At 71.2% G+C, this 12,491-nt stretch carries 10 protein-coding genes; 8 read left to right on the top strand and 2 right to left on the bottom strand.

All coding sequences use genetic code 11. The features are described from left to right. The first annotated feature begins 106 nt into the window (after nucleotides 1-106). The 8 genes from MRQ36_RS16125 to MRQ36_RS16090 all read left to right on the top strand — a co-directional run bounded on the left by MRQ36_RS16125 (nucleotide 107) and on the right by MRQ36_RS16090 (nucleotide 7,791). Nucleotides 107-580: a hypothetical protein gene (locus MRQ36_RS16125; protein ID WP_242796441.1), complete on the top strand. Its 474-nt coding sequence runs from the start codon at nucleotides 107-109 to the stop codon at nucleotides 578-580. A 348-nt stretch (nucleotides 581-928) separates the two neighbouring features. Beyond that, a complete protein-coding gene (locus MRQ36_RS16120; RefSeq protein ID WP_242796439.1) occupies nucleotides 929-2,092 on the top strand; it encodes an AAA family ATPase in 1,164 nt (387 codons plus the stop codon). 37 nt (nucleotides 2,093-2,129) lie between these two features. Next, nucleotides 2,130-3,767 carry a VWA domain-containing protein gene (locus MRQ36_RS16115; protein ID WP_242796437.1) on the top strand — a complete coding sequence of 546 codons (1,638 nt, stop codon included), beginning with the start codon at nucleotides 2,130-2,132 and terminating at the stop codon, nucleotides 3,765-3,767. A 281-nt stretch (nucleotides 3,768-4,048) separates the two neighbouring features. Continuing rightward, complete coding sequence (locus tag MRQ36_RS16110; RefSeq protein ID WP_242796434.1) at nucleotides 4,049-4,660, top strand: hypothetical protein; 612 nt, start codon at nucleotides 4,049-4,051, stop codon at nucleotides 4,658-4,660. Further along, nucleotides 4,657-5,199, top strand: a complete 543-nt coding sequence (locus tag MRQ36_RS16105; protein ID WP_242796432.1) for a hypothetical protein — start codon at nucleotides 4,657-4,659, stop codon at nucleotides 5,197-5,199. The genes MRQ36_RS16110 and MRQ36_RS16105 overlap by 4 nt, the downstream gene beginning before the upstream one ends. Nucleotides 5,200-5,296: 97 nt before the next feature. Further along, nucleotides 5,297-5,677 carry a hypothetical protein gene (locus MRQ36_RS16100; RefSeq protein WP_242796430.1) on the top strand — a complete coding sequence of 127 codons (381 nt, stop codon included), beginning with the start codon at nucleotides 5,297-5,299 and terminating at the stop codon, nucleotides 5,675-5,677. Next, complete coding sequence (locus MRQ36_RS16095; protein WP_242796428.1) at nucleotides 5,670-6,131, top strand: DUF4262 domain-containing protein; 462 nt, start codon at nucleotides 5,670-5,672, stop codon at nucleotides 6,129-6,131. Before MRQ36_RS16100 ends, MRQ36_RS16095 begins: the two co-directional genes overlap by 8 nt. 922 nt (nucleotides 6,132-7,053) lie before the next feature. Beyond that, entirely contained in the window at nucleotides 7,054-7,791 is a 738-nt protein-coding gene (locus tag MRQ36_RS16090) for a hypothetical protein (protein ID WP_242796426.1), read from the top strand. Nucleotides 7,792-7,910: 119 nt separating this feature from the next. Here MRQ36_RS16090 and MRQ36_RS16085 read toward each other — a convergent pair whose 3' ends face one another. Together MRQ36_RS16085 and MRQ36_RS16080 are read right to left on the bottom strand one after the other, a co-directional pair. Next, nucleotides 7,911-9,104 carry a DUF2637 domain-containing protein gene (locus MRQ36_RS16085; protein WP_242796424.1) on the bottom strand — a complete coding sequence of 398 codons (1,194 nt, stop codon included), beginning with the start codon at nucleotides 9,102-9,104 and terminating at the stop codon, nucleotides 7,911-7,913. Next, on the bottom strand, nucleotides 9,101-12,481 hold the full coding sequence (locus MRQ36_RS16080; protein WP_242796422.1) for a BTAD domain-containing putative transcriptional regulator: 3,381 nt from the start codon (nucleotides 12,479-12,481) through the stop codon (nucleotides 9,101-9,103). The genes MRQ36_RS16085 and MRQ36_RS16080 overlap by 4 nt, the downstream gene beginning before the upstream one ends. Nucleotides 12,482-12,491 lie beyond the last annotated feature (10 nt).

Raw genomic sequence — 12,491 nt, 5'->3', positions numbered from 1 at the left:
GCGACCCCCGGCCAGGTCGCGCCGCGTCACCCGGAACCGAGCCGTCTCCGGCAGCGGCACCTGACACACCACCACGACAGGTAGGACCAACAGGAAGGAAAACCACGTGACCATCCGTACTCAAGAGGAGATCGTCACCCGGGTCTGGGCTCTGCGGGCCAACCGACAGGACATCCTCGGCTTCCGGGAGGACGTGCTCGTGGAGGCACTCGACCTCGACCACGCCCGCCAGGTCATCACCCCCCGCCACCCGGTTGAGTGGACCCAGCGGGTCGACCACGAGACCTACGCCCGGGACTACCTCGATTTCGCCATCGGGAAGATCCTCGACCACCGGGGCAACTCGGCGAGCCGGTCGGTGGACAAGCTCAGCGAACTCGCCTGGCTCCTCGGCCGCGACGACATCGTGGCCGGGATGGACCACGCCGGCTACCCGATGTACGGGGCGCCCAAGGTTCGGGCGTTCGCCGACGGGTTCGGCTGGCCGTTCCTCGACGGCGACGACGGGCTGGCCCTGGCCCGGATGGCTGACGGTCAGCAGTGCGACCCGCAGGGCTGCGAACGGGGCTGCGCCGACTGACCAGAACCTGGCCACCGGCCCAGCTCCCGGCCCTCGACGTGCCCGAGTAGACAGCCGGCACGTCAGCGATCCCGCGCCCCGCACCAATTCGACTTGATCGATTGGGCGGTGGGGCGTTCCATCGTCGGCGCAGACACCGCCCGCGCGGCGTCGACACCGACCAGCACGCACCGGCGGCGACCCACGTGTCGCCGTAACCCTTCAGCACCACCGGGGTGTGGTCGCCCACCCGCCCGGCCCGACCAGGCCGGCACGGGGTTGGCCCCACCCGTCTCCGCTGTGCGGTATCCACCGCCCGCGCACCCGGAGACGGGTGCGCGGGCTCGACCTTGGAATCGAGGCATCGCCATGACCACACCAACCCCACCGGCTCCCCAGGCCGGCGCGCCGCAGAACAACCCGGCCGCGACCGACACGCCCACCGCTGAGGCCGCCTCTGGCCGGTCCGGCTACCTGTACCGGAAGGTGGCCCTGCACCTGGCCGATCACCCCGACCAGATTCTCAAGGTTGGCGAGATCACCCGGGCGATCGGCGCCCCGTCGTCCGGGGCGGTGTTCGAGGCGTTGAAGAAGATGGCCACCGCCGGGCACGCCACCCACCACCGCGACCCGCACCACCGCTTCCAGATCACCCCGGCTGGCATCGACGCCGCCGGCACCCTCCCACCCGCCGCGCCCCGCACCCGCTCCAGCAGCAGCGGTGGTGGCAGGCAGGGACGGCCTGCGCCGGTACCGCGACCGAACGGGACGCTGTACCACCCGCGGCGGCTCGGCCGGGGCTGGGACGTCGAGGAACTACGGCGACTGCGCACCCAGCAGGTGCCCGTGCTGCTGTACGGGCCACCCGGGACCGGCAAGACGGCCATGGTCGAGGCGGCGTTTCCCGACCTGCTGACCGTCGCCGGTACCGGCGACACCGTCGTCGACGACTTCCTCGGCTCGTACAACCCGGTCCCCGGCGGCGGCTACGAGTTCGTCCACGGCCCCCTCGTGACCGCGATGCGGGAGGGGCGGGTGCTGCTGGTCGACGACGCCACCCTCATCCCGCCCCGCGTCCTGGCAGTGCTGTACCCGGCCATGGACGGCCGCGGAGTGATCACCATCCCCGCAAACGGCAACGAGACCGTGCAGGCCGTCGACGGGTTCTACATCGTCGCCGGCCACAACCCGGGCGTGCACGGCGCGGTGCTCACCGAGGCCCTGGCCTCCCGGTTCACCGTCCACCTGCACGTCACCACCGACTGGGACCTCGCCCGCCAACTCGGCGTCCCCAAACCGGTCGTGGCCGCAGCGATCGACCTCAATGCCGACCTCGCCGCCGGCACAACCGTGTGGGCGCCGCAGCTGCGCGAACTGCTCGGCTTCGTGAAGGTCCGCGACCACCTGGGTATGCCCGCCGCCCTGGCGAACCTGGCCGGTATCGCCCCCGAGGATGCCCGCGACGACGTCACCGCCGCCCTGTCCCGTCACACCGGCACGCCCATCACCGCGCTCGCCCTCGGCAAGCGCTAACCGCCGCCCACCTCAGGTTTCTGGAAGGAGCCCATCCGTGTCACACCCCAGCACCCACCTCCAGCAGGGCGCACCGCCGACGCCGGTCGGCGCCAGCGACTGGCATGCCTGGTCCGCGGCGTGGACCCAGCACGTGCCGCTGCTGACCGGCCGTACCGACCTCACTGTCCTCGTCGCTCCCGGCGCCGCCGGGGACGCACCCGAGTGCTTCTACCCCGCCCTGAACCGGATCGAGGTCGACGCCACCTACATCGCCGACAGCCCCGACGTCACCGACCCGACGAAGGCCCGCCACAAGCGGCGCGTGCCCACCGGATACGGGCTGCTCGTGCACGGCGCCGCGCACGCCGCGCACAGCCGCTGGACCACCCCGCCCGGCACCCGGCCGATCCTCGCGGCTGTCGCCGACATGCTGGAGGAATCCCGGGCCGAAGGACGCCAACGCGCCCGCCGTCGAGGCGACCGCCGTTGGCTGCGCCACGTCGTGACGACCCTCCTCGACCCCGAGGACGCGGCCGTTGACGACGCGTGGCACGCCGGGCAACTCGCCGCCCTGCTCTTGGCCCGCGTCGACGCCCGCATCGTCACCAGCAAAGACGTCCGCCCCGTCCGGGCCGCCGTCAGCGGCGTCCTCGGACGCAAACGCCTGCGGCAACTGCGGGACATCTGGCGCGAGGCCCACACCTGCGACGACACCGACGCCGACACCATGATCTGCCTGGCCCGCCGGTGGTGCCAAGTCCTCGGCATCGACGCCGACCAGCAGTACGACACCCCCGTACCGGACGCCGGGCAATTCGCCGGCCGCCTCGCCGCGGCCCTCGTCGACTACCTCGCCGTCGCCGCCGGCGTCACCCCGGCCGAGTACGCCGCGGCGCTGCTGGCCCACCGGCACAGCCCACCGTCGGAGTGGGACCGCCGGGACCCGACCGAGCAGGAACACCGCGCGGCCCGCGACCTCGCCCACCGGCTGCGGCAGGCCCGCACCCAACACCCCGAACCCGGCCGGCGCCCCTCGGCGATACCACCCGGTCGGCTGCGCACCCGGCAGGCCGTCACCGCCGAAGCGCAAATCGCCGCCGGGCAAATGCCGACCGCCGCCCCGTGGCAGCAACGTGCCCAGCTGCGACCGGAGAAACCCCGTCTGCACCTGGCTGTCCTGGTCGACCTGTCCGGGTCGATGGACCGCTACACCGAGGCGATGTCCTCCGCCGCGTGGATCTTCGCCAACGCGGCCCGCCGCGCTGACGCGACGACCACCACCATCGGGTTCGGCGACCGCACCACCGTCCTGGTACCCCCACGCACCCGCCCCACGCAGGTGCTGACCATGCGCACCGGCCTCGCCACCGCCACCTTCCCGGAAGCGGTCAAGGTCGCCGACCAACTCCTCGACCTGCGCCACGGCCGCACACTGCGGATGCTCGCCGTCGTCTCCGACGGCTACCTCGACGACATCCCCGCCGGCCAACAACTCGTCACCACCCTGCACCGCGCCGGCTGCGCCGTGCTGTGGCTCCACCCCGCCGACCCGCCCACCGACGGCGAACTGACCGACCCCGACCAGATCTGGGGACACACCTTCACCCACGCCACCACCCTGACCGTCACCGACCCGACCGAGGCCATCGCGGCGATCGCCGACGCCGCCGTCATCGCACTCACCCAGGCCTGAATCCCGACCGAGCAGGTCAGATCCGGCTTCCACTCGGCGCCGCGCCGCTGCGCCGGCTGCGGCCAGCGCAGCGCCGCGCGCCGCGATCCATGACAAACCCGGCCTGGAATGCGGGGCTGCCACAGGCAGCCCCACCCGCATCTCGCGGAGGGCCGACGTCGGGCGGCCTCGCTGCTGCCCCCGCGACTTGACCATCCCGCGCCATCGAAGCGTGCATGCATCGCGTCCTGACCGACCCCGGGTCCGGACGCGGTACGACGCTGCCCACCAAGGAGTTCCTCATGCGTTACGGCACAGACGACGAACATCCCTTCGACACCGACAACCGCGCCTGGCGGCGCCTCAGCGACGTCACCAGCGAACACTTCGACGCCATCACCTGGAACCGGGACCCGGACGGACGGCCGGTCCTGCTCACCCTGCGCGACATGCGCACCGGAGACACAGTCACCCTCGCCGTCCTCGACTCCCTGGAGATCCGCGACCCGCACGCGCTGCTCGCGGTCCACACCAACGGCGAACTCGGCGCCCACGGCCCCACCAGCGGCGCCGAAGCAGCCCACTCCCACGCCGCCACGCTCGCGCTGGACAGCACCACCCTCGCCGTGACCAGGCCCGTACCGCTGCACGACCCCGCCGTCACGGATCTACCCGCCACCAGTTGGGTCGACCTACCACCCGACCTCGCCCACGTCCTGCGCCCGGCCCTCGACGACGCCCGCACCGCCGTCCTCGTGCTGCTCGACCGCACCGAAGGCTGGCTCGCCGCCATCGGCCCGTTCCCCAACCGCGCCGCCGCCGACACGTGGCAACCCGCCGACGGACCCGGCCGCACCGCCGACCGGCTCACCGTGCCCCTACACCCGATCACCATCGAGCAGGCCCACCCGTGACCACCACCCCACCGCTGGCACACCCCAGCTCCTCACCGATCGTGGCCATCGACGTCGACGGCGTCCTCAACCCCGCCAACCCAGCCCACGCCGAAACACTCGGCTACCGGCCACACCGCTACGACGGGCCCGGCCCGGACGGTCGGCGCGTCACCGGCACCGTCTGGCTGAACCCCGACCACGGGCCGTGGCTGCGGGAACTGGCCGAGCGCGCCCAACCGGTGTGGTGCACCAGCTGGAACCAGCTGGCCGCCGCATGGATCGCGCCACGGCTCGGCCTACCGACCGCCTGGCCCCACGTCCCCGTCCACGCTGGCGGGGTCCGCTTCGGCCACCAGAACAAACTCAGCCCGCTGTACGCCTGGGCCACGCGGCGGCCACTCGCCGTCCTCGACGACGAGTTCGGCGGCAAGGACCCCACCACCGCCGACCAGCGCACCGTCGGCGGCGCACCCACCCTGCTCCACCCGGTCGACCCGTACCACGGGCTGCGCCGTGCCGACGTCGACACAGTGCTGACCTGGCTGGGTCAGCTCTGACCAGGTCATACCGGCACCGAGGAACTCCGTTCACCCGGATTCGCGGGGCCTGCATCCACGCATGCGGGCCCCGCGCCGCAACGAGATGGAGCTGACTATGGACAGCATGTTCGAACCGGACGCCGACCGGTCACCCCGACTTAGCGTCGGCGACCCGGAACTAAGCAAGACCCGACGGCTCGCCCGCGAGTGCGACACCTGCATCTTCAAGCCCGGCAACCCGATGCACCTCGATCCCGGCCGGCTCAAGCAGATGGTGTCCGAAGCGCGCGGCGACGCCGGCTACATCATCTGCCACTCGACGCTGCCCTACGCCGGCAGTCCGGTCCCGCCCGCGCTCTGCCGTGGCTTCGCCGACCGCTACCGCACCTGGCAACTCCAGGTCATGGAACGAATCTGGGGCTTCGTCGACGTCGAGCCACCCGACCCGAACCCCGCCCGCACCCCCGAATGCCCAGGAGACACCCACCATGCGTGACATCGACGACTTTCTCCGACGCCAGAATCAGATCATCGACACCACCGGCTGGGCCGTCACCCACGTCCTGCCCACTGACGACGGCCCCGACACCACCGCCCCATTCGCCTACACCGTCGGACTCACCGCCCACGCCTACCCCGAACTGATCACCGCCGGACTGCCACCCGAGGTCGCGCACAGCCTCCTCAACGACCTAGCCCGCCGGGTCTACGACAAGGCCGAACGGTTCACCCAGGGCCAGCGCATCACCGACCTCATCGCCGGCTACGACGCCATCATCATCGACGGACCACCCACCGACGAACTGCTACCCGCGATGGCGATCAACCGCTACGGCCGCGACCAGATCCGCCTCCAGCAGCTGGTGTGGCCTGACCAGGAGGGCCGGTTCCCCTGGGACAACGGGTACGACTTCGCCCCGCAGGCACAGCCGCTCATCGCCCAGCTGTAACAGAGCACGCCAACTGCGGCCCGCCGGGATCCGGGCGCCCCCTATCGGCGCTCGGATTCCGGCCACGACCGGATGCGCTCGCCTATGTCGGCTCGGGCTGTGTCGCCATCGATGTCAACGCCGTCACTGGGGTCAACACCGGTAGCCAGTCACTGAGCATTAGCGAGTGCCCGGCCCTTCCCGGTGGTTGGGCAGGCATGGAGTGAAAAGGCGGGGTCTTTCGTCGTCCGCCGTGCCGTGCGTTCGGATAGTCCGCGTAGTCTCGGCCAGCTCACTGCCGTTGTCACCCACAGCCGCCCGGATCCTCGCCGACGCGGCAAGAACCGGCTACCCGTAGCGATGGGGGCACTGAACGCCCGCACGCTCGAGCGGCAGCAAGTCTGTTCGTCGCTGCTCGGGGCCTCTTGCTCTACTCTCCGTTCACAGCGATACTGCGGTTCGACCGCAGAGCGCGGCGAGACCTAGCATCTGCGGAGGCCTATCGTGCTTAATCACCACGACGACGATCTCCAGGCGTTTGCGACTCTTGAGTCCGAATTTCGGGCGGTATGCGAGATCGCGATCGAGACATGCCTCCGCCTCTCTCCGCCCTACCGGCCAACGGCATGGAAAGGGATGATTTCCACCCTGGGTGCAGCGGAAGCTGCGCGACGCTTGGTCGTTAGCGGGGACATCCAGACAGGCTTCGGTCGGCTTGTTCAAGCTGGTCGCCCCGAGCTAACTATCGAATGGGAGATCCTTAACCCAAGGTGGGATCCGTTATTCAGCGAGCAGCACCGAGCAGCCGCACGCTGGCGCCTTCAGCAAGCGGGCATCGAGCCGCCGAACCGCTAATCGCCGCCAGCACAGTTCGGCGCGTGGCTGCGAGGGGTCGCCGAGCTGAAAAACCAAATCGCAACAGCGCCGTAAGCGAATGTGAGAAATGTCCGAATACTACACGATCATCGTCGATGCCGGTCACGAACTTGCAGCGTCAGCAAGGAACCTCGGCGCTTTAAGCTCGAATACATTCAATGCTGCTCGCAGCCTCGGCCGCGTCGACTTGCTATCGGCGGATGCCGAAATAGCGAAGCTGCTTGCACAAAGCAAGCTGAAAGGCGTGATCATCGGGGCTGTCGCCACTGGCGGAATCATCGCAGTCGCCACCGGCGGGATCATCGCAGCAGTCAAGTCGGCGCCATACGTCAAGGGCTGGTTCAACGATCTGAAGTCGAAGTCGAGTGGGAACTCCGAGATGAGCGAGGGCGAGAGTCAACCCGCCTTGGACGGCACCGCCGCGACGAACTTCTCGCAACAGGTAGAGGCCTCGCTGGACGACCTCCGGACCGATATGAGCAGCGAAGAAGCGCAACGGCGACTCGCGATGATCATGATCGCCGCGGCGTTCATCGCCGATCAGATCCGGACCCTATCCCGTGCTCGCGTCGAAGACGCCGACGCTCCGCCGGAACTGAAGAGCGCGCTGGAGAGACTCTCCGCCCTAGACCTCACGGACACCCTCAACCGGATGCTGGAGGCGAACTCCTCCCTGCTCAGCGACGAGACCACGGCCGCGCTCATGAAGATCTTCGAAGGCGGCCGTTTCGTCGAGGGCGAATACCTGCCCCTGCGCAACGACAAGATCAAGGACGCGCTTCGTCTGACCGACGGCGAGGAGTGAAACCGGAAAGAATCCTAAGGATCTGGCAGCACCGCTCCGCACCTCGAGCCGCACCCTGTCGGTGCTTGCGCTGGCGGGCCCACAGGTTGCCGTGGCGCCGCCCCGAGGCACGAGGGTGGTCACGAGGCGCCAATTTGCTCGGCGACACGGCTGGTGTCGTGTCCGTTCGCGGTTTGCGGCACGGGTGGCCAGTACCGGCGGACGGTGCGCTCGGACCGACCGATTCTGGTGGCGATCTCGGCTGGGTGCAGGGACGGGTCCTGGCGGTACCAGTAGGCCACGGCCCCGGCGGTGTCGGGCGGCACCTTTGCGCTGCTTGTGCCGTCGTCCGGGTGGGGGTTATGACCCTGGCCTTCGACAGGGTCCAACTCAATCTCTTGGGCAGCGCCCGGAGGGTTGGCCCTGTCCTGCTCGTCGGAATTCTCGACCGGCGTGCCTGGAGAGCCAGTGGTGCCGGACCTGCTGATTCCAGATCGGTCCGTGGCGTGGTGAGAGGGGTCCGCGCCCCGCATCGGCGGCGTGTGCGGGGACGGTGAGGCGTCGTTACCGGTCTGGACGAGGTGAGCGTCCTCGTGGTCGCGTGTATCGTCCTGCGGCGGCTCAGGTGCAACTTCCTCGGTGTCGCGCGCATCGGTCGGCGCGTGCGCGGTGGCGTCCGCATTCGAATGCTCGCCCTCGTCGCCGCGGATCGCAGCCTCCGGCCTTTCCGTCGGCGATACGTCGAAGCCTCGGAACGTCTGCGCTGCACGGGGCGGCCCTGATACGAGGGCCGGTGCCCTCAGGCTCAGGGATTCGGCCGTCGGGGACGGCGTCTCCGTTGGCGTGGTGGCGGACTGCAGGCGGTCAACCGGAGTGACGGAGGGGGTGCGGATCCGCCCCGCGATCTCGACCAGGCTAATGCTGGCTACGACGACCAGCCCGTCGACGGAGATGGGCAGGAGGTAGGAGGCGGCGGCGCCAGTTTCGCCGTATCGGGCGGCAACGCCGACCATGTGCCAGTAACTCACCCAGGCGGCGATGCCGGCGATGACGGCGGCGGCGATCAGCCGCGCGGCGGCCAGGCCGCGGCGGTTCGCGGGTACGCGGGAGATGAGTTCGACGGTCAGCAGCAGCGCCAGGGGTGGCCACGCGGCGATGACCTGGCTGATGAGGTTCGGCCGGGCGTGTAGGACGTTCGCCGCGATGGACGCGGCGACGCCGAGTGCGAGCACCGCCCGCACGGCCCACCGCAGACGGGTCAGATGCCGGAGGTCGGCCTCTGCCACCTCCGGGGTACGTGCGGAGGTGTGCCGGGGTAGCGGCGTGGCAGTCATGCGGCGGCTCCGTCACCGGGCCGGGGTGCAGGCCGCAGGTCGGGTCGTCGAGCGGGGCGCTGCACCTGGGCGACCAACTCGTCGGCCAGGGCAATGGTGTCGTCGCTGGGTTCGGCGTCGATCTCGCCGAGGGCGCGGATCAGGGCGCGGCGCAGGCTGCGGATCGCGTCGAGGTGCCCGAGCGCGGCGCGGGCCCGCATCGCTTGCTGGTACAGCTCTTCGGCGTACGGGTTGTGGCCGATCGCGGCGTCGAGGACGGTGAGCTGCTCGGCGGGGCTGTCGGCGAGGGCGTCGGCGAGGGCGAGGTAGGCGTCGAGTGCCTGCTGCCGGACGGCTTCGCGGTAGGGCTCGATCCATTCGTAGTCGGCGCCGTCGGCCAGGTGCCCTCGGTAGGTGTCGACCGCGCGGCGCAGAGCGGCGAGGCGCTCGGCCGGGTCGGTGGCCTGGTTGGCGTCGCGGATCGCGGCGCGCATGCGCCACAGGTCCACGTCGACGGCGTAGCGGTTGAGGACGTACCGCTGGTGGGGGTGGGTGAGGTAGGTGCCACGTCCTGCGGTGCGGCGCATGATGGTGCGCAGGTCGGACACGTAGGTGTAGAGCCGGCCGGGTGCCTTGTTGGCGGGGGCGTCGGGGAGCAGGTCGTCGAGGATCGCCTCGGCGGAGGCGTCGCCGTCGTGCACGGCCAGGTAGACGAGCACTTCGAGGGATTTCTTGCGCAGCGTCGGCCCGGGCGGCACGTCGACGATCGCGGCGGTGCCCAGGACGGTGACCTGTACCCTCCCGTGGCTGGTCTCCTGGCTGTTCTCGGCCGCGCCGTCGGTGTCCGGTTCCTCCACGGCGGGCGGGGGCGCACCGTCGCGGGGAGTCTCCGTGCCGCGGGCATGGGCGCCGGTGGGCGGAGTTGTCGCCGCTGCCTGGGTGCCCGGGGTGGTCTGACTGTCGGCGCTGTCTGGTGTTGTTGCCGGGGCGGCGGGCACGGGCTCCGGGCCGGATGCCGGCAGGTGTTCACCCTCGCAGAAGGGGACGTCGGGTGGCGCCGGCTCGGTGTCGGGAGAAGGTTGCGCATCGGGTGCGGCGGTCGTGGCCTGGGCGGTGGTGACGGGTTCGGCCGGGGCGGGAGCCTGCGGCTGGCCGGTGTGGGACTCGGCGAGGGTAACGAGCAGGTCGCTGGTCTCGGACGGGGTGAGGACGGCCAGCCGGCCGATGTCGGCCGGGTGACCGCCGTGGCGGGAGCCCTCGCCGTCGGCGCGGCTGGTGACGCCGTCCGTGGCAACCACCATGGTGTCGCCGTCGGGCCAGGCGCCCAGCAGCACGCCGTGGATGTCCAGGCGCTGGCCTTGGGCGAGGAGCGCGGCGATGCGGGTGCGCTGGTGGCGGGTGTCGGCGTCGGCCAGCAGCAGGACCGGCGGCATCGGCTCCCCGGTCGGGTCCGCCGCGCGGGCCTCGGCAACGGTGTCGACCTCGTGGGCGTAGGCGATGCGGCTGCGGTGCAGGGTCTGCGCCTCGAGCAGGTCGAGTGCCTCGTCCAGGCCACCGGTGACGGTCAGCCGCGGGGTGCGGGGCAGTGCGACGGCACCGGCGCCGAGCAGCGTCGCCGCGGTCGCTGATGGCATGACCAGCCAGGTGCGGTCTTCTGGTGCGTCGAGGCCTCCGGCGGCCAGGGCGGCGGCCATGAACCCGCGGGCGGCGGCCTCCGCGCCGGGACCGGTGAGCCCCAGGCCGGCGGGCGGCCAGACCGCGGCGATCGGGTGCGCCAGCGACGGCACCACCGGGCGAAGCGCAGCGTCATCGCCCAGGCTCGGGTCCGCGGCAGGCGCCGGCTTCTCAGGATCGTCCTCGTCGTCGAGACCAGCATCGTCGAGGGCGTCGTTCTCGTCGTACCGCCCGGCGATCCCTGGACGGTCGTCGTCGAGCAGGTCGGCGTCCTGATCGGAGGCAGCAGGGCTGTCCGGTGCGGAGGTGCCGTCGTCGGTCTTGTCGTTCGCTTCGGTGTCGTCCGGGTCGGTGAACAGGCCGAGGTCGTCGTCCGGACCTTCGTGGCTGGCCGGGTCGGTGGAGGTCGTGGTGGCGTGGCGCAGGCGGCGGCGGATCTGGTTCACCACGGGCGGCATGGGCGCCACGTCGGGGTCGTCCAGTCGCAGGTCGGCCGACACGGGCCGGCGGATGTAGCGGCGGCGGCGGTGGGCCCAGACGAGGGCGACGGCCGCGAGGATCGCGGCGACGAGCCCGGCGTCGAGCCAGCTGCCGGTGCCGAGTGAGACACCGGGTGACGCCTCCGTTCGCGGCCCGGGTGTCTGCTGCCCGTCCACCGAGGGGCGGGGCGTCGTCGAGGCTCCGGAGGCCGACGGCGGGTCAGCGGGCGCGGTGAAGACCGACGGCGAGGGGACGTGGACTACGCCGTCGTCACCGTCGTGCGGTGCCCGGGTGGTGGAGCCTGGCGACGGGCTCACGGATGACGCGTCGGGTGGCTGCGGATTGGTTTGGCTCGGTGGTGTCGGCGCGGGCGTTGCGGTGCCGTGTGTCGGCTGTTCGGGGCCTGTCGCCGGGGGGTCGGCGGGTGGTGGGGTCCGGGGTGTGCCGGCGGGTGGTGTGGCGTCGTCGGGCAGTTCCAGGGTCCAGCCGGGGTAGATCAGGTTCGGGTTGGTGAGGGTGCCGCCGATGTCGCGGAAGTGGGTGCCCCGGTTGAGGGCAAAGATCTCCGGCCACCGGTTGGCGTCGCCGAGCCACTGCTGGGCGATCTTCGACAGGGTGTCCCCGCGCCGCACCTCGCAGGTGTAGGTCTGCCCGGATGACACGAGCGTCACGTGGCCCGCTACCAGCCGGGTCGGCACCGGTTCCCCCATGTCCGCCAGGGCGGACGTCGACGCGGCTGTCTGCCAGGGCTGCGTGTGGTGCCCATCCGTGCTCACCAGCCGCACGGTGCTGCTGGGCACGGTGGTTGCCGGGGCCGTCGCGGTGGCGCTGGTGTGGGCGGTTGTCGCTTGTGCTGGCTGGGTGAGGGCCGGTGCGGCCTGGGCGGCGGTGGCGAGGACGCCGCCGCTGATGGCGGCCACCAGGATGGCGGCGAGCCCGCGGGCCGGCGCGATGGCTCGGGGTTGCGGCAGGCGGATGCCCGTGGCGGTTTCGGCGACCTCGGCGATCAGCGACCAGATGAACGCCGCCCACACCGCCCAGAGCAGGCACACGACGGCGTTGCCGAGCATGGCGTCGGTCAGCGGTGAGGTGAGGGCGGTGCCGACGTCCTGCCAGGTGGGGACCTCGCGGGGTAGCGGCCAGCCGACGTATCGGATGAGCGCATACGGCACGCCGGCGGTGAGCAGCACCAGGATCCCGAGTCCGGCCAGCCGGCGGGCGGTGGCGGCGAGGAATGCGAACACTGGGGCTCCC

This window comes from Micromonospora sp. R77 (assembly GCF_022747945.1).
Classification (GTDB): domain Bacteria; phylum Actinomycetota; class Actinomycetes; order Mycobacteriales; family Micromonosporaceae; genus Micromonospora.
Note: the sequence above shows the minus strand (reverse complement) of the source record. Positions and strands in the feature narration are given on the sequence as shown.

Bases quoted from the DNA above. Each gene is read 5' to 3' on its own strand.
- MRQ36_RS16120 (WP_242796439.1), top strand. From the start codon at position 929: ATGACCACACCAACCCCACCGGCTCCCCAGGCCGGCGCGCCGCAGAAC.
- MRQ36_RS16110 (WP_242796434.1), top strand. From the start codon at position 4,049: ATGCGTTACGGCACAGACGACGAACATCCCTTCGACACCGACAACCGC.
- MRQ36_RS16100 (WP_242796430.1), top strand. From the start codon at position 5,297: ATGGACAGCATGTTCGAACCGGACGCCGACCGGTCACCCCGACTTAGC.
- MRQ36_RS16095 (WP_242796428.1), top strand. From the start codon at position 5,670: ATGCGTGACATCGACGACTTTCTCCGACGCCAGAATCAGATCATCGAC.
- MRQ36_RS16090 (WP_242796426.1), top strand. From the start codon at position 7,054: ATGTCCGAATACTACACGATCATCGTCGATGCCGGTCACGAACTTGCA.
- MRQ36_RS16085 (WP_242796424.1), bottom strand. From the start codon at position 9,104: ATGACTGCCACGCCGCTACCCCGGCACACCTCCGCACGTACCCCGGAG.